Genomic DNA, 18,481 nt, shown 5'->3' with positions numbered 1-18,481 from the left:
GGCACCCCTAGCCACTCACGGGTCAACGGCGCACGACCGTGAGCCGGACCGGTCCGCCGCCGCGCCTCGGCCGCGCCGGAGCCGGAATGGGCAGGCCGTGCCGGATCGCGTTGCCGGCGTGGATGCCGTAGCCGATGTCGCGCACTACCGCCATCAAGCGTCGCATGACGAACCCTCCTATACTGACCTGTGAAGTTCACAGACCAGTGTAGGTACACAGACCTGTAAACACAAGGAGGGATGCACGATGCCGGAACCGACCGCCGGCGAGGCCGAGCGCCGGCTCACCCCGGGCGCCCAGCGGATCCTGGACGTCGCCTCCGAGCTGTTCTACTGGCGCGGCATCCACGCGATCGGGGTGGACACCATCGCCGCCGAGTCCGGCGTGACCAAGCGGACCCTCTACGACCGCTTCGGCTCCAAGGACGGCCTGGTCCTGGCCTACCTGGAGTCCCGGGACCGGCGCTGGCGGGAGCTGATCGAGGCCCGGCTGGCGGAGGTGCCCGACGACGCGGTGCAGCGGGTGCTGGTGCCGTTCGACGTACTGCCGGGGTGGCTGCTGCCGATGGCGCGGGGGTGCAGTTTCGTCAACGCGTTCGCCGAGTTCCCCGAGCCCGACCACCCCGGCCATCAACTGGTCGTGGCGGAGAAGACCTGGCTGCGCGACCTGTTCGCCCGGCTGCTGCGCGAGGCCGGCGTGGCCGAGCCCGGCGAGCTGGCGGTGGCGATCACGAGCCTGCACGAGGGCGCGATCGTCTGCTACGCCATCGTGGGCGAACGCGGCTCGGCCGCCGCCGCCCGCGCCGCCGCCGAGACCCTGGTGCGGGCCGCGCGGGCCTGAGCCGCCGGGCTAGACAGAGCGCTGGCGGACCGCCTCGTAGAGCAGGACGGCCGCCGAGGTGGACACGTTGAGCGAGTCCACCCGCCCGTGCATGGGGATGAGCGCGCGGTGCGCGGCGGCGGTCAGCCACGGCCCGGACAGGCCGTGCTTCTCCGCGCCGACGGCGATGGCCAGCGGTCCGCGCAGGTCCAGGTCGGTGTAGCGGGTGGCAGCTTCGGGGGTGGCGGCCAGCACCGGGATGTCCCGGGCGGCCAGCCAGGCGAGCACCTCGGGGGTGCCGGCGGCGACCACGGGGACGGCGTACACGGCGCCCTTGCTGGCCCGGATCACGTTCGGGTTGGACCAGTCGGTGCCCGGGTCGGTGGCGATCACGGCGGCCACCCCGGCGGCGTCCGCGGTGCGCAGCATGGCGCCCAGGTTGCCCGGCTTCTCCACGCCCTCGCAGACCAGGATCAGCGGGTCGGCGCCCGGGCTCAGGTCGGCCAGCCCGGTGCGGACGGCCGGGAGCACGGCCAGCCAGCCGTCCGGCGACTCGCGGTAGGCGATCTTCTCGAACACCGGCGCGCTGACCCGCACCAGCTCGGTGCCACCGGACAGGGCGGCGTCGTGCAGCGCCTCCCACTCGCCGGGCCGGGCCAGCTCCGGGCAGTGGTAGACCGCGACCGGCCGCGCCCCGGCGGACAGCGCGAGCGCCAGCTCCTCGTACCCCTCGACCAGCGTCTCCCCGCGCTCGTCCCGGTAGCGGCGCCGGCGCAGCCTGGCCAGCGCCTTGATCCGGGGGTTCGCCGTGCTGGTGATGTCGTGCGGCACGCACCGATCCTCCCCCGGCCGCGCGCCACGACGTCAGCCGGTGTACTCCAAGGTGCCGTCGTCCAGCACCACCCGCCGGTTCTGCCCGTCCGGCCCGGACGCCTCCGCCCGGAACACCGCGGTGCCGTCCCCGGTCCGCCACGCCGAGGTGGTCAGCGTCTCGCCGGGGAACACCGGCGCGGAGAACCGCGCGGACATCGAGCCGAACCTGGCCGGGTCGCCGCCGCAGAGCCCGTGCAGCAGCGCGCGCCCGACGAACCCGTACGTGCACAGCCCGTGCAGGATCGGCCTGGGGAACCCGGCCAGCTCGGTGGCGAACCAGGGGTCGCTGTGCAGCGGGTTGCGGTCGCCGGACAGCCGGTAGGTCAGCGCCTGGTCCTCCCGGGTGGCCTCGGCGCGCAGCAGGTCGGGCTCGCGCTCCGGGTACCGCACCGGCACCCGCGACGCCCCCGGCTCGCCGCCGAACCCGCCGCCGCCGCGCACCACGATCTGGGACCCGGTCTCCACCACCGTCTCGCCGCTGGCCGGGTCGACCCCGGTGGCGGTGACCGTGATGATCGCGTTCTTGCCCTCGCCCTTGTCCTGGATGGCGGTGATCTCGCTGGTCACGGACAGCTCGCCGGCCGGGGCCAGCGGACGGTGCAGCCGCACGCTCTGCGACCCGTGCACCACCATGCCCCAGTTGATCTCGCCCGCCTTGGCCAGCGCGCCGACGCCCGCGGTGGCGATCACCCCGTAGGTAGGCAGCACCCGCTGCGGCGTGTCATGTGAGTTCTCCGTGGTGAACGCCAGCTCGTCCAGCCCCGCGCCCACCCCGATCGCATACAACAGCGTGTCCCGATCGTCCCACTTCCGGGTGTCCGGCCCCGCCGTCGCCCCCACACTCCCCGGATCGATCCCCACGACACCCTCCCTGGTCGACGCTCGTGTTCCTCACCCTGACACACCTTCCGCTCGCGCACCCACTCCGTACGCCGCACATGCACTGCAGCACGTGTGCGGGACACGAAGTGGGTGTGCGAGCGGCCCTTCGCGGCCGGCGAGGTGGCGGGAAAATAGGCGCATGCGGTTGTTCGTGGCGCTTGTTCCGCCGGCGGAGGCGGTCGACGAGCTGTGGGGCGCCACCGAGAGGCTGCGCGGCCAAGCCCGGCCGGGACTGCGCTGGACCAGGCCCGAGCAGTGGCACCTCACGCTCGCCTTCCTCGCCGAGGTCGACGACCCGACGCGCGCCGACCTGTGCACCCGCCTGGAACGGGTGGCCGCGCGAGCGGCTCCCCTCAGCCTGGAGCTCGGCGCGGGCGGCCGGTTCGGCGACCGGGTGCTCTGGGCCAGGGTGCGCGGCGACACCGACCGGCTCCGGAAGCTGGCGGCCTCGGTCCGCGCCGCCGCCCGCCGCGTCAAGCTCCCCGTCGAGGACCGCCCCTACCGCCCGCACCTCACCCTGGCCAGGGCAAACGGCACCGCCGACCTGCGCCCCGCCGTCACCGGGCTGGCCAACTTCGAAGGCTCCCCGTGGACGGCGTCCGAACTGCATCTGGTCCGCAGCCGTCTCGCCGCCGGCCCCGGCCGCACCTCGCTCTACGACTCGGTCGAACGCTGGCCACTCTCAGCAGAACGTTGACATACTGAAGAACTTCATTATGGTGAACACCATGGCTCACTCGGTCGTGTCGGAGACGTCCGGAGACACCGGGCAGCTGCTCGCCGCCGTGGGAGCCAAGGTCCGGGCGCTGCGCAAGGAGCGCGGCCTCACGCTGGAGCAGCTCAGCGAGTCCACCGGGCTGTCCACCGGGATCATCAGCCAGATCGAGCGCGGCAAGGCCAACCCCGCCTTCACCTCGCTCGCCCAGTTGGCGCACGGGCTCGACATCCCGGTGGGCCGGCTGTTCCACGTCGAGGAGCAGAGCTCCCCGGTGGTGCGCAAGGGTGAGCGCCGCCGGCTCGACCACCACGGCGTCGAGTCCGACGACGTCTACGAGCTGCTCACGCCCGACCTCAACGGGGCGCTCGAGGCCACCTGGGTGGAGTCGAGGCCCGGCTCGGACACCAGCGCGACGCCGTTCCGGCACAACGGCGAGGAGTTCGGCCTCGTGCTGTCCGGGATGAAGGACGTCTACCTGGACGGCGTCCGACACCGCCTGTACGAGGGCGACTCGATCCGCTACGCCTCGACCATCCCGCACTGGTACGTCAACCCGGGCGACCAGGTGTGCATCTCGGTGTGGGTCATCACGCCGCCCACCTGGTAGCCGTTCCACGATTCCCAACCGGCCGGCCGCACCCGCATGCGGCCGCCGTGATCCCGCGCGCCCTTCAGTGACGAGGTGGCAGCCATGACCGTCCGTACAGACAGCCCGCCCCAGGGAGTCGACCGCCGCGCACTGCTCGGCCTGGGCCTTGGCAACACCGTCGAGTGGTACGACTGGCAGGTCTACGGGCTGCTCGCCTCGCTGATGGGCCCGCACTTCTTCCCGGCCGCCGAGCCGATGTCGGCCACGCTCGCCGCGTTGGCGGTGTTCGCCGTCGGGTTCGCCGCCCGGCCGTTCGGCGGGATGCTGCTCGGCACCGTCGCCGACCGGGTCGGCCGCCGCACGGTGATGTTGCTGTCGGTGGGCATCATGGCGGTGTCCACGCTGGTCGTCGCGGTACTGCCGACGCACGAGCGGATCGGCGCCTGGTCCGGCGTCGTACTGGTGGCCTGCCGGCTCGCGCAGGGCCTGTCCACCGGGGTGGAGGCGCCGCTGGGCACCGCGTACGCCGCCGAGCTCGCGCCCGGCAGGGAGGGCCGCTACGCGGGCGGCTGGATCAGCATGTTCGTCAACTTCGGGGTGGTCGGCGCGGCCCTGGTGAGCTTCCTGGTCAGCGCGGTGCTCGACGACGCGGCGATGCGGGACTGGGGCTGGCGGGTGCCGTTCGTGCTCGGCGCCGTGCTCGGCGTGGTGGTGGTCTACCTGCGCCGCTCGCTGCCCGAGACGCTGCACGCGGCGGACACCGAGCAGGCGCCCACCGCCGGCGCGGTGTGGCGCCAGGTCGGCCGGCACTGGCTCGGGCTGCTGGCGATCGTGTTCGTGGTCGGCGCGGTGCAGGCGTTCAGCTACGCCTGGAACGTCGGCCTGCCGAACCTGGCGCGCAGCGGCTTCGGCGAGAACCCGACCACCGTCTACGGCCTGACCACCCTGCTCGGGCTGATCATGATCGGTGGCTCGCCGCTGGTCGGCGCGCTGGCCGACCGCCTGCGGCTGTCCCGGCTGTTCCTGGTCGGCCGGATCGCCGCGGTGCCGACGGTGTTCCTGATGCTGGCCTACTCCGGCCAGGGCGTCGGCGCGCTGGCCGCCGTGCTCCTGGCCGGCGGCGTGGTGCTCACCGTGAACCTGACGCTCTACAACGTGGTGAGCGTGTCGCTGATGCCCAAGACGTGCCGCGCCACCGGGTGCGGGGTCGGGTACGGCATCGGCGTGGCGCTGTTCGGCGGCACCGCGTCGTACCTGCTGGTCTGGCTGCAGAGCCGGCACATCGGCTGGCTGTTCCCCTGCTACCTCGCGGCGCTGTGCGCGGTCAGCGCGGTGCTGTACGTGATCGCCCGCCGGCGCGGCGGGGTGTACGTCGGTGAGTGAGCCCATAACGAAGGAGGCGCGCGTGGTTGTGGACGAGGTACGGGCTCCGGTGGTGGACCGCGCCGATGTGGTGGTGGTCGGCGGCGGGCCGGCGGGGGTGAGTGCGGCGGTCGCGGCGGCGCGGCGGGGCGCCTCGGTGACGCTGCTGGAGCGCTACGCCGCGCTGGGCGGGCTGGCCTCCGGCGGGATGGTGCTGGTGCTCGACGACATGTGCAACGGCGCGGAGGTCACCGTGCGCGGCATCGTCTCCGAGTACGTCGACCGGCTGGCCGCCCTCGGCCTGGCCGTCTACCCACCCGAGGCCGACCGGTACGCCTCCCCCGAGACCTGGGCGCGCTGGGCGCGCTGGGGCGCCTACGACTTCCACACCCACACCAACCCCAAGCCCATCTGCTACGCCGTCGCGTTCGACCCGGACGGCTGGAAGCGGGTGTCCAACGACCTGGTCAGGGAGAACGGCGTGCGCCTGCGGCTGCACAGCTGGTTCTCCCGGCCGGTCCTGGAGGACGGCACGATCAAGGGCGTGGTGTGCGAGACCAAGGCCGGCCCGCAGGCCGTCCTCGGCGACATCGTCATCGACACCACCGGCGACATCGACGTGGCCTCCCGCAGCGGCGCCGAGTTCGTACACGACAGGTACCTGGTCACCCTGGTCTTCCGCCTCGGCGGCGTCGACACCGAGACGGCCGACCGTTTCGAGCTGGAACACCCGCGCGAGGTGCGGGCGATCAACCGCAAGGTCAAGCGGATGCTCGGCGGGGCGTGGGAGCTGTGGTGGCTCAAGACGCCGCTGCCCGGCGTGGTGTGGTGCAACTGCCCGCACCTGACCGGCTTCGACGGCGCCGACCCCGAGTCGCTCACCGACGCCGAGTTCGAGGCGCGCGGGCGGATCGCGTCCGTCGTGGAGTACGTGCGCGAGGTCCTGCCCGGGTTCGAGCGCTGCTACGTGGTGGACGTGGCCGAGCAGATCGGAGTGCGCCAGACCCGGCTGCTGCGCGGCGAGTACGTGGTGACCAAGGACGACCTGGTGACCCGCCGGCACTTCCCGGACGCCGTGTGCCGGGGCCGCGACTACTACACCCCGTACCGGGCGCTGCTCCCGACCGGCGTGGAGCAACTCCTGGTCGCCGGACGCCACTACTCCGCCACCCCCGACGCGCAGCGCATGTCCCGGGAGATCCCGCCGTGCATGGCGATGGGCCAGGCCGCCGGGGTGGCCGCCGCGATCGCCGCCGACGCCGGCACCACCGTCCGGGAGGTGCCCGCGCCGCGGATCCAGAAGGCCATGCACGAACAGGGCGCGGACCCCGGAGACGTACCGTCCGCGAACGCCACCGTCGACGAGGAGGTGCCGGCGTGACCACCGCGATGCCGCTGGACGGGGTGACCGTCCTGGACTTCACCCAGGTCTACCTCGGCCCCTGCTGCACCCAGCTGCTCGGCGACTTCGGCGCCGACGTGATCAAGATCGAGCGCCCGGGCGCCGGCGACCTGTCCCGCACCTCCATCCCGGACCCCGCCGGCCCGGACAACCCGGTGTTCCTGAGCATCAACCGCAACAAGCGCAGCATCACCGTGGACACCCGCTCCGAGCACGGCAAGCAGCTCGTCTACGACCTGGTCAGGGACGCCGACGTGGTGGTGAGCAACTTCCGCTCCGGCGTGATGGAGCGCCTCGGCTTCGGCTACGACTCGTTGAAGACGATCAACCCGAGGCTGATCTGGGCGTCCGGCACCGGCTTCGGACCCGACGGCCCGTACCGGCACAAGGGCGGCCAGGACGTGCTGGCCCAGGCCTACTCCGGCGTGATGTGGCGCCGCGCGTCCGACGACCTGCCGCTGAGCATCTACCCGACGACACTGTGCGACTACACCACCGGCATGCACCTGATGCAGGGCATCCTGCTGGCGCTGCTCTCCCGCGAGCGCACCGGCGAGGGCCAGCGCGTCGAGGTGGCGATGTACGACTCCATGCTGCACATGCAGATGCAGGAGGCGTCCATGCGCCTCAATCGCGGCCGGGAGATCAACTGGGCGGCGATGCCGCTGTCCGGCGTGTTCGAGACCACCGACGGCGCGGTGTGCATGGTCGGCGCGTTCAAGCAGAACCCGCTGCGCGACATTTCCGCCGCGCTGGAACTCGACGAGGACCTGTCGCAGCGGCCGGAGTTCGCCACCCTCGAACGCCAGATCGAGCACCGCCCCGAGCTGCAACGGATCTTCCGGGAGCGGTTCGCCGGTAACACCACCGCACACTGGCTCAAGCGACTGGAGGACCAGGACCTGCTCTGCGCGCCGGTGCGCTCGCTCGCCGAGGCGCTGGCCGACGAGCAGACGGCGGTCAACAGGATGCTGCTCGACATGGAGCACCCCGCCGCCGGTCCGGTCAAGGTGCTCGCCGCGCCCGTGCACCTCTCCGGCACGCCCGCGCGGGTGCGCCGGGTGCCGCCCCGGCTGGGCGAGCACGCCGAGGAGATCCTCACCGAGCACGGCTACCCCCCGTCCCGGGTCGCCGAGCTGCGCGCCGAGGGGGTGCTGGGATGACGGTGCACTACGCGGTCGACAAGCACGTCGCCCGGGTCACCATCGACCGCCCCGAGGTCCTCAACGCCGTCGACCCGGCCACCCACCGGGAGTTGGACGAGATCTGGCGACGGATCGAGGACGACCGCTCGGTCCGCGTCGTGGTGCTCACCGGCGCCGGCGACCGCTCGTTCTGCGTCGGCGCGGACATGTCGGCGGCCGCGGTCGACAAGACTGGTCTGGAGTACTGGGCCGACCTGGACCCGAACGGCTTCGGCGCGCTGGCGCTGCGCGACTCCCTGGACGTCCCGGTGATCGCGCGGGTCAACGGCTACGCACTGGGCGGCGGAATGGAGATGGTGCTCGGCTGCGACATCGTGATCGCGGCCGACCACGCCCGGTTCGGCCTGACCGAGCCCCGCGTGGGCCGGCTGCCACTGGACGGCGGCATCGCGCGCCTGGTCCGCCGGGTGCCGCACACCCAGGCCATGGGCCTGCTGCTCACCGGCCGCCGCGCCCCCGCCGCCGAGCTGCACAGAATGGGCCTGGTGAACGAGGTCGTCCCGGCCGCCGAACTGGATGCGGCGGTGGACAGGTGGGTGGCCGACGTGCTGGCCTGCGCGCCGACGTCACTGCGCGCGATCAAACAACTGGTCCAGCGGACGGAACACCTGTCCGCGAGAGAGGCGCAGGCCCAGCGCCTCCCGGCGGTGATCGCCGCGCTGTCCAGCGCCGACAGCGTCGAGGGCGTCCGCGCCTTCCAGGAGAAACGGCCCCCGGTCTGGCCGGGCGAGTGACGGCTCAGCCGAGGTCGTCGAACTCCCCGGCCTTCACGGCCGTGATCCAGGCGGCCAGCTCGGTACGGCTGAACGTGAGGTGCCCGCCGTCAGGGTTCTTGCTGTCCCGCACGCCAACCCGCCCGCTGCTCAGGCCCGCAACCTCGACGCACTCGGAGCCGCCGTTCGCCTCGTGGGAGTAGCTGCTCTTGCGCCAGTCGCAAGAACGCATGTTCCTCACCTTCCCCATGGCGCTCACTCGAAGCTCGTGGCCATCTCGCCGAGCATCTCCAGTGACTCGCCCCGAGACAGCGCGAGCTGCGTGAGCATCCCGTGCCAGAGCGTGTACGTGCGTACCCGTTCCTGATCCTCAATAAAGACCATACCCGAGGGGCCGCTCTCGCCGTACAACACATCGGGCGTCGGCTCGGGCAGCGTGAGCAGCGTAAATGGGCCGTTGAAGCCAGGGCCGGCGCCTCGCCCGAACGGCAGGACCTGCAAGGTCAGAGGTGGCTCAGAAGCGAGATCAACAAGCTTCCGCAACTGATCCCGCATGATTGATCGGTTCCCGACGACCCGCCGCAGGACACCCTCGTCCAGGATTACGTGGATGGTCGGCGGCCGCTCCTTGCGGAGGATGTGTTGCCGAGTCATCCGGAGCGCAACCCGACGGTCCACCTCAATCGGGCTGAGCGTGACTGGGCTGGTCGCCTCGATCAACGCACGGGTGTAGTCAGTGGTCTGCAACAGTCCTGGGACCACCATGATCTCGAACTGACGGATCGCGATCACGTCGGCTTCGAGACTGACCACTGTTCGCAACGGCATCGACAGGTCCGGGCCGTAGGTGTAGCGCCAGTCGCGTTCGCGGGCACGGGCGGCCAGCGTCAGCAACTGCTCGCGTTCGACCGGATCGCTCACGCCGTAGAGATCGAGCAACTGCTCCACCTCCCTCGGGCGGATGCCGTGCTCGCGGTTCTCCACCCGCGACAGCTTCGACGTCGACCACTTCCCACCGCCTCCGTGAAGCCGTTCGACGGCCTGATCCTGGGTCAGCCCGGCCCGCTCCCGAAGGTCCTTGAGCGCGGCCGCGAGCTGCCAGCGCCGCACGATCGAGCTACCGCCGTCGCTCTCCGTCACGCCGCGCTCCGCTTTCCGTGTAGAAACTGCAACTCCCACTTTTAAAACCGGAAGTTCGCTGGCAAAGTTCCCATCACCCACTCTTCGGCAGGGAGTCCAGATGCTAGCGGCCCCGGCAGCCGACGACCCGCAGGTGGTCGTCTCGGTGAGTCCCACCCTCCTGATCGCCGCCCTGATCGTCGCCGCCGCGGCCCTGACCTGGGCCGCCGCCATGACCGGCCTGGCCCTGCGCCGCCCTCTCGACGACGGCGAACCCGTCTACCGCCGCCTGCCGAACGGCCGCATCCGGTTCTCCTGGGTGATCGCCAGCCAGCTCGCGGCCGCCCAACGCCACGCCACCGAAGCCGCCGCCCGCGCCACCGAGCCGGACACCGAGCCCCTCCGCCCCGTGCCTCCCGGCAGCGGGTGATCGTCTCGGCGCCGCGCGGCGTCTAGCGTGAAGGGGTCGAACGGGAGGAGACCCGATGGAGCTGGGGATCGGCGGTCGGAACGCGGTGGTGTGCGCGTCCACGGCGGGGCTGGGCGAGGCGTCGGCGCGGGCGCTCGCGGCCGAGGGGGCGAACGTGCTGGTGTCCGGCCGGCGCGGCGAGCGGGCCAGGGCGATCGCCGCCGAGCTGCCCGGTGCGGTCGGCGCCGAGGTCGACCTGCTCGCGCCGGACGGCCCGAACACCCTCCTCACCGCGGCCGCCGGCGCGTTCGGCCAGGTCGACATCCTGGTCCTGAACGGCCCCGGCCCGCGCCCGGCCACCGCCTCCACGGTGACCGCCGCGGACTCCGCGCGCGCCGTGCACGACCTCCTGCTCGTACACCAGACCCTCGTCGAGGCCGTCCTGCCCGGGATGCGCGAGCGCGGCTGGGGCCGGATCGTGGCCATCGGCTCCAGCGGCGTGGTCGCCCCGCTGACCGGGCTGGCGCTGTCCAACATCGGCCGCTCCGCGCTCGCGGCGTACCTGAAGAGCCTGGCCACCGAGGTCGCCGCCGACGGGGTCACGGTGAACCTGGCGCTGCCCGGCCGGATCAGCACGGACCGCACCGACGCCATCGACGGCGCCCAGGCCGAACGCCAGGGCCGCACGCTGGCCGACGTCCGCGCGGACGCCGCCGCCGAGATCCCCGCCCGCCGCTACGGCCGGCCGGACGAGTTCGGCGCGCTGGTGGCGTTCCTGTGCGGGGCGCCCGCCTCGTACCTGACGGGCATCGCGGTCCGCTGCGACGGCGGCCTGGTCGGGGTGTTGTAAAGCTACTTGCTGAACGAGATGTGCACGTGGTCGTAGTGGTTCGCGGTGGCCGAGCCCCGGTCCTCCATGGACTGCCAGCCGGAGCCGAAGTTGATCCGCTGCCGCCAGATCACGTAATTGATCTTCAGGTCGTCCTTGTACTTCAGCGCGTAGTCGGCGAGCTGGTCGCCCTTGGCCTTGTTCACCATGAAGTCCAGGGCCAGGCCCGACGGGTGGTCCGAGGTGCCGGCCCGGCCGGCCACCCCGCCCACCGTCTGGACGCCGAAGATGCACCGCAGCCAGTGCCCGGCGTCCCCGACGAAGGCCTTCACCGGGCCGAAGCCCGCGCTGTTGGGCGCGCACGCGCTGCCCCGCACGGACGGCTTGTCGGCGAGCTTGGCGGCGGCCGCGGCGGCCGCCTGCTGCTTGGCCTCCTCGGCGGCGCGGGCGGCCTCGGCCAGCCCGGCGGCCTTGACCAGCGAGGCGACGTCGGCCTGGCCCAGTTCCTCGACGGGCCCGGGTCGCACCGGCTCGATCATGCCGCGGGCCGGCTCGGCGGATGACCTGGCGGCGGGGACCACGGTCACGGTGTGCGCCTGCGCCGCCGCGGTCTGGGTCTCGGGAGAGCTGAAGGCGTCGTCGATGGCATCGGTGACGGCGGAGCCGAGCGACGGCAGCAACGGCCGCCCGGGGTCGACGACATGGGACAGCGCGGCCTGACCGAGCACCACCGCCGCGCCACCGGCGGCGAGCAGCCCGCGCCGGGAGGCCAGGGCCGAGACCCCGCCGGAGGCGCCGACCGAAACCCGGTGCGCACCGCCGGCCCCCGCCGCCAGGACTGCTCCCGACGGCGGGGACCCTTGGCGCGCGCCACGGCTACGGGGGGAGCGATGCCGTGCCACGTACCTTCCTTCCGGATCAACGGCGCTGGACTTCCGGTCGGGGGCCGGTGGACGCCGAGGGAGTCGTCCGTGTCCTATTCGTGATCGCGCCGTCATGAATCCGTGAAAAAAGCTACCTGGCGTACGGCCGGGGTCAACCGGAAGTTACGCACGGTCAGGCTGCCGCGCGGTTCCGAGCGACGAACGGTGAGGTTCGCGCCGGACGCCCGCCGAGCCTCACCACTGAGCGCAGCAACCGTCCTTGCCAGCGCCACTCTTGGAGTAACAACGGAAGGTCCACTTGCCCGGTCCGGCTGGCGAAAAGCTCTGTCTTATCCGGAGCGTTGGTCACGAATCGCCTTCGGCGATCAAACCGCCTGATCCAGCCGCTCGGACGAGCCTCCGGCCCGCCCTCCCCGTCAGGAGCGTGCCCAACCCTCCTAGCGACGCCCGGGCGAACGCGGCCGAGGAACCTGGGAGAACTCGGCGATCCGCACCGCGTTGCGGCCGTCGCGCTTGGCGGCGTAGAGCGCGGAGTCGGCGGCCTCCAGCACGGGCTCCAGGCCGTTGCCGTGCTCCGGGAAGGTCGCGCCGCCCACGGACACCGACAGGCCGGCGATGCTCAACGACCCGTTCGGCGTGGACACCGCCACCGACAGCGTGCTGATCCGGTGCCGGATCCGCTCGGCGATGGCGTGCAGCTCGCCGTTGCCGTTCAGCTCGCGCCCCAGCTCGGGCAGCAGCACCACGAACTCCTCGCCGCCGAACCGCCCGACCAGGTCGTGCTCGCGGACCTCGCCGCGCACCGCCGCCGCCACCGCGCTGAGCACCTCGTCGCCGGCCAGGTGCCCGTGGTCGTCGTTGACCGACTTGAAGTGGTCCAGGTCCATGATCAGCACGGCCGCGGTGTTGCGCCCGCGCTGGGCGCGCCGCAGCTCCTTGGCCGCGCGGGTGTGCCAGGCCGCCGCGTTGAGCAGGCCGGTCTTGCTGTCCGTGCTGGCGACCTCCTCGAGCTGGCGGACCAGCACGGCGCGGTGCAGCACCAGCAGCGGGGCCATGACCAGCACCACCAGCCACGGCTTGGTGCCCAGCGTGAGGGCGGCCAGCGCGCCGAGGCACAGCGTGGCCAGCTCCAGCATGTTGTCGTCCCAGTGCCCGATAAGCTGCGCCGGGCTGGGCTTCGGCGGTGCCGCGCTCAGCGCGATCGCGGCCGCGACCAGGCCGGTGTTCACCGTCGCGTAGGCGAGTATCGCCAGCGTGACGACGAGCAGCTCCTTGGCGCTGCCGAAGTCGGGCGGCCGGCCGTCCCCGGCATAGTTGAGCACGGCGGACGCCGCGTGACAGGCCAGCACGACGGTCGCCGTACTGAACGTGTGCCGATAGACCGGGACCTGGATCGATCGCCACACCCGGAACCATTGATGGGTGAAGATGACCACCACGACGACCGTCGCCAGGGCGGGCGGCAGCAACACCGCGCCGGCGAACGTCCACACCGAGCTGAGGTCACCGTGCGGCGTGTCCGCGACCTGACGGCGCAGCCGCTCCAGGCCCACCGCGATCTCGGTGTGGACCACGCCGAGTACGCACAGGATCAGCGTGGAGAATAAGGCTGACTGGGTGAACGAACCCTGCGAGGCATCCAGCGCGAACAGGCCGAGCGCCGTGAGTTCGACCAGAAGGATGGGCGTGACGACCCGCGGCGGAAGCGCCCACACCGCCCAACGGGTGAGCCGCCACGGGCGAGCCGGTGACGACTCCGACTGCATATGTTCTCCCAGCTCAGTGGCCATCCATACTCAGTGTGACACAAGGATCACGCGACGTGAGAGTAATCCCTTCCCTCGCAGCTGTCACGGCGATCGACTCGCCGCCTGAGGAGGTGGAGACCGTGCGGAACAAGCACTGGCGCTGATTCACACGAGCCCCGGTATCCCCAGCGCACGACGAAAGGAGGGTACCGCGATGCGTAATCGCCACTGGTGATCTCTTGACGCGGTCCGCCCTGCCCTATGCCCGGAAGGGAGCACGCCATGCGCAACAGGCATTGGTGATCGACGCGTTCCGACCCCCGACCCGACACCGAGACGAGGAGATGAGAGTCGTGGACAACCGCCACTGGTGAGAACCGACCATGACCGCCCGGGCTCCGGCGCGGACGGTCCCACAGCTGGGCCACCGCCGGCGCGGTGACCCCGGGTGATGCCTTACGCGCGGGCCTCGGCCAACCACCGCCGGGCGCGCGCCCACAGCTCCACCGGGTCTCCCCACCCGGTGGTCCACGTGGTCGCTCTGATCACGCCCCGAGACCGGTAGCGGCGCATGATCCGCACGTGCTCGGGCAGCCCGACGAACGCGCCCAGCGCCCCCGCCGAGCGCCACACCGAGACCGACCCCGAGCTGCCGGCCAGCGGTTGCGACCACAGCCACACGCCGACCGCGCCGGGCAGCTCCGGCCAGGCCGAGCGCAGCGCCAGCCCGGCCCGGTAGATGCCGGGCAGGTCGACCCGGCTGGCCGCGTCGAACCGGGTCACGCTGACCAGCACCTGGTCGCCATCGACCGGCCGGTCCGGCCCGGCCGCCCATCGGGTACGCAGCAGCATCGCTCCTCCTCTGTGTTCGTCTCCGCCCGAATTATAGGCACGACCGTTCGTACAATTAACCTGATATCCGGACCGGACGGAAGGAGCGGGCGTGGCCGGGCGACCGCGCAACGAACAGGCGCGCCGGGAGATCCTGCGCAGGGCCGCCGACCTCGCCTCGGTCGACGGGCTGGACGGCCTGACCCTCGGCCGCCTCGCCGCCTCCCTCGGCCTGAGCAAGAGCGGCCTGTTCGGCTACTTCGGCTCGAAGGAGGAGCTCCAGCTGGCCACCGTGCGCATCGCCACCGAGGTGTACCTGGAGCACGTCATCACCCCGGCCCTGCGCACCCCGCCCGGGATCGGACGGCTCCGGGCGCTGTGCGCGCGCTGGCTGGACTACTCACGGAGCCGGGTGTTCCCCGGCGGCTGCTTCTTCTTCGCCACCATGGCCGAGTTCGACGCCCGCCCCGGCCCGGTGCGCGACGCGCTCGCCGAGGCCAGCCGGGCCTGGACCGGCCTGGTCAGCCAGACCATCGCCGACGCCGTGGCCCTGAACGAGCTGGCCCCGGACACCGACCCGGCACAGCTCGCGTTCGAGCTGATCGCCTTCCTGGAGACCGCGAACGCGACCGCCCTGCTCCAGGACGACGACACCCCCTACCGGCTGGCCGAACGCGCGATCCACACCCGGCTGGACGCCCTACTTGCCCGGCACCCCGGGTAGGGCGGGTGTGGTCGGGTCGAGCAGGTCGGCGACGTGCGCGATCTCGTTGATCGTCCGCACCGAGCGGCGGCCGGCGCGGGACACGGTGACCCGGGTGATCCCGGTGTAGTCCAGCGGGAACGTCAGCGGCCGCGCCAGCCCGAGCAGCGCGGCCAGGTAGACGTTGATCGTGCCGGCGTGCGCGAAGCAGACAGCGGTGGCCGCGCCGGGGTGCGCGTCCGCGATCCCGCCGAGCGCCCCGTCCACCCGGGCGCGGAACGCCTCGACGTCCACGTGCTCCGGGAGCTGACCGGCCAGCATCCGCGCCCAGGCCGCCGGATCCGCCTCCGCCATCTGGTGCACCGGGATGTAGTGCCGGTCCCCCGCGTCGTACTCGGCCAACCCCTCGGCCACGGTGACCGCCATACCCAACGCCCCGGCCAGCGGCGCCGCCGTCTCCCGAGCCCGCCGCTGCGGACTGGTGTAGATCGCCGCGACCGGCTGGCCGGCCAGCGCCTCGGCCACCCGGTCCGCCTGCCGGCGACCCAGCTCGGTCAGTCCCGGGTCGGCCACGCCGTTCCCGTCACCGGCCTCACCCCGGTGCGGCAGCGCATGCCGGACCAGTATCAACCGCATGTCAGCCCGACTCAGGAAGGAACATGAGCGGTATGTCCGGCCTCGCGCAGGGCCGTGCGCAGCGAGTCCGCGTGCCGGTCCAGCTCGGCCGGGTCGGGGTCGCTCGCGGCGTTGCGGAAGTCGAAGTCGTCCAGCTTCCAGGCCGGGTAGACGTGCAGGTGCAGGTGCGGCACCTCGAAGCCCGCGATGATCATCGCCACCCTGGGCGGCTGCCACACCGCGCGGACCGCCTCGGCGACGCGGTGGCTGACCCGGTGCAGGTGGCCGAGCAGCTCGTCGTCGGCGTCCACCCACTGGTCGACCTCGGCGCGCGGCACGACCAGCGTGTGCCCGGGCCCCAACGGGTTGATGGAAAGGAACCCGACGGCCAGCTCGTCGCTCCAGACGAACCGCCCGGGCAGCTCGCCCTCGATAATCTTGGTGAACAGCGTCGCCATCGCGACCTTCCTCCCCGGTGTGCCGCTCTTTCCGGGGATGCTAACGCCCACCTCGACGACACAGAGCGCGTCCGCCCGACGTCGGAACGTCACACCGATAACCTGTAGCCCCAAACCGGACCGCCCCCGGTTGTCAAGTAGAAGGCAGGGAGAACCGAGTAATGCAGCCGTGGCCGGGAAGTGCCTATCCCCTCGGCGCCAGCTATGACGGCGCCGGGACCAACTTCGCGGTGTTCTCCGAGGTTGCCGAGCGCGTCGAGCTGTGCCTGTTCGACGAGGCGGGCAACGAGGAGGCGATCCGGCTGCGCGAGGTGGACGGGTTCGTCTGGCACGGCTACCTGCCCAACGTGGAGCCCGGCCAGTACTACGGCTACCGGGTGCACGGCCCGTACGACCCGGCCGCCGGCGCCCGCTGCAACCCGAACAAGCTGCTCATCGACCCCTACGCCAAGGCCGTGGACGGCGGCGTGAACTGGGACGAGTCCGTGTTCGGCTACAAGTTCGACGCGCACGGCGAGCGCAACGACGCCAACTCCGCCGACCACGTGCCGAAGTCCGTGGTGGTCAACCCGTACTTCGACTGGGGCGCGGACCGACCGCCCAAGACCCCGTACCACGAGACGTTCATCTACGAGGCGCACGTCAAGGGCCTGACCATCGCGCACCCGGACATCCCCGAGGAGCTGCGCGGCAGCTACGCCGGCCTGGCCCACCCGCTGATGATCGAGCACCTGCAGCGGCTCGGGGTGACCGCCGTCGAGCTGATGCCGGTGCACGAGTTCATCACCGACCACCACCTCCACGAGCGGGGCCTGTCCAACTACTGGGGCTACAACACCATCGCGTTCCTGGCCCCGTACCACGGCTACGCCTCGGAGGACCGCCCCGGCGGGCAGGTCAACGAGTTCAAGGCGATGGTCCGCGCGCTGCACCAGGCGGGCATCGAGGTGATCCTCGACGTGGTCTACAACCACACCGCCGAGGGCAACCACCTGGGCCCGACGCTGTCCATGCGCGGCATCGACAACGCGGCGTACTACCGGCTGGTGGCCAACGACCTGCAGTACTACATGGACTACACCGGGACCGGGAACTCGCTGAACGTGCGCAACCCGCACACCCTGCAGCTGATCATGGACTCGCTGCGGTACTGGGTGCTGGAGATGCACGTGGACGGCTTCCGGTTCGACCTGGCGTCCACCCTGGCCAGGGAGTTCTACGACGTGGACAGGCTGTCCGCGTTCTTCGACCTGGTCCAGCAGGACCCGGTGATCAGCCAGGTCAAGCTGATCGCCGAGCCGTGGGACGTCGGCCCCGGCGGCTACCAGGTGGGCAACTTCCCGCCGCAGTGGACCGAGTGGAACGGCAAGTACCGCGACACCGTCCGCGACTTCTGGCGCGGCGAGTCGGGCAGCACGCTCGGCGAGTTCGCCTCCCGGCTGACCGGCTCGTCGGACCTGTACCAGGACGACGGGCGCCGACCGTTCGCGTCGATCAACTTCATCACCGCGCACGACGGGTTCACCCTGTCCGACCTGGTCTCCTACAACGAGAAGCACAACGAGGCCAACGGCGAGGACGGCAAGGACGGGGAGAGCTTCAACAGGTCCTGGAACTGCGGGGTCGAAGGCCCCACCGACGACCCGGCGGTGCTGGAGCTGCGCGCCCGCCAGCAGCGCAACTTCATCGCCACCATGCTGGTCAGCCAGGGCGTGCCGATGCTGCTGCACGGCGACGAGATCGGCCGCACCCAGGGCGGCAACAACAACGTCTACTGCCAGGACAACAAGACGTCCTGGGTGGACTGGGAGCTGGCGGACAAGAACGCCGGGCTGCTCGGGTTCACCGCCGGGGTGGCCGCGATCAGGGCCGCGCACCCGGTGTTCCGCCGAAGGCGGTTCTTCGCCGGCCGCTCGCTGGTGCGCGGCGCGGTCTCGGACACCGAGAACCTCAACGACATCGCCTGGTTCACCCCGTCCGGGCAGGAGATGACCGACCGGGACTGGTCCAGCGGGTTCGGGCAGTGCATCACCGTGTTCCTCAACGGCGACGGCATCCCGGACGTGGACGAACGCGGCGACCGGGTGCTCGACGACTCGTTCCTGCTCTGCTTCAACGCCTCGGCGGACGGCATCGACGTGGCGCTGCCCGACCAGCACTACGGCAAGGCCTGGGCGGTGGTGGTGAACACCGACAGCGGCGAGGTGGTCACGCTCTCGGACGCTCCCGGGGTGGTGGCGGCCAGCCCCTCGACCCAGCCGGCCGGGGGCACGCTGACGGTTCCGTCCCGGTCCCTGCTCGTGCTGCAGCGGACGGAGTGA

Annotated in this window: 21 protein-coding genes; 11 read left to right on the top strand and 10 right to left on the bottom strand. The window is 71.7% G+C overall.

Annotated features, from left to right (window positions below; genetic code table 11):
* Positions 1 to 22: 22 nt before the first annotated feature.
* Complete coding sequence (locus tag N912_RS63970) at positions 23 to 166, bottom strand: hypothetical protein (protein WP_156994210.1); 144 nt, start codon at positions 164 to 166, stop codon at positions 23 to 25.
* Between the two features lie 81 nt (positions 167 to 247).
* On the opposite strand from N912_RS63970, the gene N912_RS0133535 reads away from it, so the two are divergent.
* Positions 248 to 841, top strand: coding sequence for a TetR/AcrR family transcriptional regulator (locus tag N912_RS0133535; RefSeq protein ID WP_028925852.1), 594 nt, complete (start codon positions 248 to 250; stop codon positions 839 to 841).
* Between the two features lie 9 nt (positions 842 to 850).
* Here N912_RS0133535 and N912_RS0133530 read toward each other — a convergent pair whose 3' ends face one another.
* Both N912_RS0133530 and N912_RS0133525 read right to left on the bottom strand, forming a co-directional pair.
* Entirely contained in the window at positions 851 to 1,651 is an 801-nt protein-coding gene (locus N912_RS0133530) for a TrmH family RNA methyltransferase (RefSeq protein ID WP_028925851.1), read from the bottom strand.
* A 33-nt stretch (positions 1,652 to 1,684) separates the two neighbouring features.
* The gene (locus N912_RS0133525) at positions 1,685 to 2,554 is read right to left on the bottom strand and encodes a MaoC family dehydratase (protein WP_028925850.1); all 870 of its coding nucleotides are present in this window, start codon (positions 2,552 to 2,554) and stop codon (positions 1,685 to 1,687) included.
* 160 nt (positions 2,555 to 2,714) lie between these two features.
* On the opposite strand from N912_RS0133525, the gene thpR reads away from it, so the two are divergent.
* The 6 genes from thpR (at position 2,715) to N912_RS0133495 (ending at position 8,585) form a co-directional block, all read left to right on the top strand.
* On the top strand, positions 2,715 to 3,272 hold the full coding sequence (gene thpR, locus N912_RS0133520) for an RNA 2',3'-cyclic phosphodiesterase (RefSeq protein ID WP_028925849.1): 558 nt from the start codon (positions 2,715 to 2,717) through the stop codon (positions 3,270 to 3,272).
* Between the two features lie 31 nt (positions 3,273 to 3,303).
* Complete coding sequence (locus tag N912_RS0133515) at positions 3,304 to 3,900, top strand: helix-turn-helix domain-containing protein (RefSeq protein WP_037068034.1); 597 nt, start codon at positions 3,304 to 3,306, stop codon at positions 3,898 to 3,900.
* A gap of 84 nt (positions 3,901 to 3,984) precedes the next feature.
* Positions 3,985 to 5,265, top strand: a complete 1,281-nt coding sequence (locus N912_RS0133510) for an MFS transporter (RefSeq protein WP_037067876.1) — start codon at positions 3,985 to 3,987, stop codon at positions 5,263 to 5,265.
* A 22-nt stretch (positions 5,266 to 5,287) separates the two neighbouring features.
* On the top strand, positions 5,288 to 6,625 hold the full coding sequence (locus tag N912_RS0133505) for an FAD-dependent oxidoreductase (protein WP_028925846.1): 1,338 nt from the start codon (positions 5,288 to 5,290) through the stop codon (positions 6,623 to 6,625).
* Complete coding sequence (locus N912_RS0133500) at positions 6,622 to 7,809, top strand: CaiB/BaiF CoA transferase family protein (RefSeq protein WP_028925845.1); 1,188 nt, start codon at positions 6,622 to 6,624, stop codon at positions 7,807 to 7,809. Before N912_RS0133505 ends, N912_RS0133500 begins: the two co-directional genes overlap by 4 nt.
* Positions 7,806 to 8,585, top strand: coding sequence for an enoyl-CoA hydratase-related protein (locus N912_RS0133495; protein WP_028925844.1), 780 nt, complete (start codon positions 7,806 to 7,808; stop codon positions 8,583 to 8,585). The genes N912_RS0133500 and N912_RS0133495 overlap by 4 nt, the downstream gene beginning before the upstream one ends.
* A 4-nt stretch (positions 8,586 to 8,589) precedes the next feature.
* Here the strand turns inward: N912_RS0133495 and N912_RS0133490 are convergent, their stop codons facing one another.
* Both N912_RS0133490 and N912_RS0133485 read right to left on the bottom strand, forming a co-directional pair.
* Positions 8,590 to 8,796, bottom strand: a complete 207-nt coding sequence (locus N912_RS0133490; protein WP_245645595.1) for a DUF397 domain-containing protein — start codon at positions 8,794 to 8,796, stop codon at positions 8,590 to 8,592.
* Between the two features lie 23 nt (positions 8,797 to 8,819).
* Positions 8,820 to 9,704, bottom strand: a complete 885-nt coding sequence (locus tag N912_RS0133485; protein ID WP_028925842.1) for a helix-turn-helix domain-containing protein — start codon at positions 9,702 to 9,704, stop codon at positions 8,820 to 8,822.
* A 100-nt stretch (positions 9,705 to 9,804) separates the two neighbouring features.
* Here N912_RS0133485 and N912_RS64695 point away from each other — a divergent pair, with 100 nt between their 5' ends.
* Both N912_RS64695 and N912_RS0133475 read left to right on the top strand, forming a co-directional pair.
* The gene (locus N912_RS64695) at positions 9,805 to 10,113 is read left to right on the top strand and encodes a hypothetical protein (protein WP_028925841.1); all 309 of its coding nucleotides are present in this window, start codon (positions 9,805 to 9,807) and stop codon (positions 10,111 to 10,113) included.
* 55 nt (positions 10,114 to 10,168) lie between these two features.
* On the top strand, positions 10,169 to 10,942 hold the full coding sequence (locus N912_RS0133475; protein WP_028925840.1) for an SDR family oxidoreductase: 774 nt from the start codon (positions 10,169 to 10,171) through the stop codon (positions 10,940 to 10,942).
* 2 nt (positions 10,943 to 10,944) lie between these two features.
* On the opposite strand, the gene N912_RS66825 is transcribed toward N912_RS0133475, so the two are convergent.
* The 3 genes from N912_RS66825 to N912_RS0133460 form a co-directional block, all read right to left on the bottom strand.
* The gene (locus N912_RS66825; protein ID WP_342670887.1) at positions 10,945 to 11,823 is read right to left on the bottom strand and encodes a VldE C-terminal domain-containing protein; all 879 of its coding nucleotides are present in this window, start codon (positions 11,821 to 11,823) and stop codon (positions 10,945 to 10,947) included.
* A gap of 419 nt (positions 11,824 to 12,242) precedes the next feature.
* Positions 12,243 to 13,595, bottom strand: coding sequence for a sensor domain-containing diguanylate cyclase (locus N912_RS56295; RefSeq protein ID WP_156994209.1), 1,353 nt, complete (start codon positions 13,593 to 13,595; stop codon positions 12,243 to 12,245).
* A 414-nt stretch (positions 13,596 to 14,009) separates the two neighbouring features.
* A complete protein-coding gene (locus tag N912_RS0133460; protein ID WP_064745467.1) occupies positions 14,010 to 14,405 on the bottom strand; it encodes a hypothetical protein in 396 nt (131 codons plus the stop codon).
* Positions 14,406 to 14,496: 91 nt separating this feature from the next.
* Between N912_RS0133460 and N912_RS0133455 the strand changes: the two genes are divergently transcribed.
* Positions 14,497 to 15,108, top strand: coding sequence for a TetR/AcrR family transcriptional regulator (locus tag N912_RS0133455; protein WP_028925837.1), 612 nt, complete (start codon positions 14,497 to 14,499; stop codon positions 15,106 to 15,108).
* Here N912_RS0133455 and N912_RS56290 read toward each other — a convergent pair.
* Both N912_RS56290 and N912_RS0133445 read right to left on the bottom strand, forming a co-directional pair.
* Positions 15,085 to 15,723 (bottom strand): histidine phosphatase family protein, encoded by a 639-nt coding sequence (locus N912_RS56290; protein ID WP_051581159.1) that lies wholly within the window; start codon positions 15,721 to 15,723, stop codon positions 15,085 to 15,087. The two genes, N912_RS0133455 and N912_RS56290, sit on opposite strands and share 24 nt — an antisense overlap.
* A gap of 11 nt (positions 15,724 to 15,734) precedes the next feature.
* Positions 15,735 to 16,160, bottom strand: a complete 426-nt coding sequence (locus N912_RS0133445; RefSeq protein WP_028925836.1) for an HIT family protein — start codon at positions 16,158 to 16,160, stop codon at positions 15,735 to 15,737.
* Positions 16,161 to 16,321: 161 nt separating this feature from the next.
* Between N912_RS0133445 and glgX the strand changes: the two genes are divergently transcribed.
* A complete protein-coding gene (glgX, locus tag N912_RS0133440) occupies positions 16,322 to 18,481 on the top strand; it encodes a glycogen debranching protein GlgX (protein ID WP_028925835.1) in 2,160 nt (719 codons plus the stop codon).

The sequence above is a fragment of the Actinospineispora acaciae DSM 45401 genome (genome assembly GCF_000620785.1).
GTDB lineage: Bacteria > Actinomycetota > Actinomycetes > Mycobacteriales > Pseudonocardiaceae > Pseudonocardia > Pseudonocardia acaciae.
The sequence above is the reverse complement of the archived record's forward strand: the minus strand, read 5'-3'. Positions and strand labels throughout refer to the sequence as shown.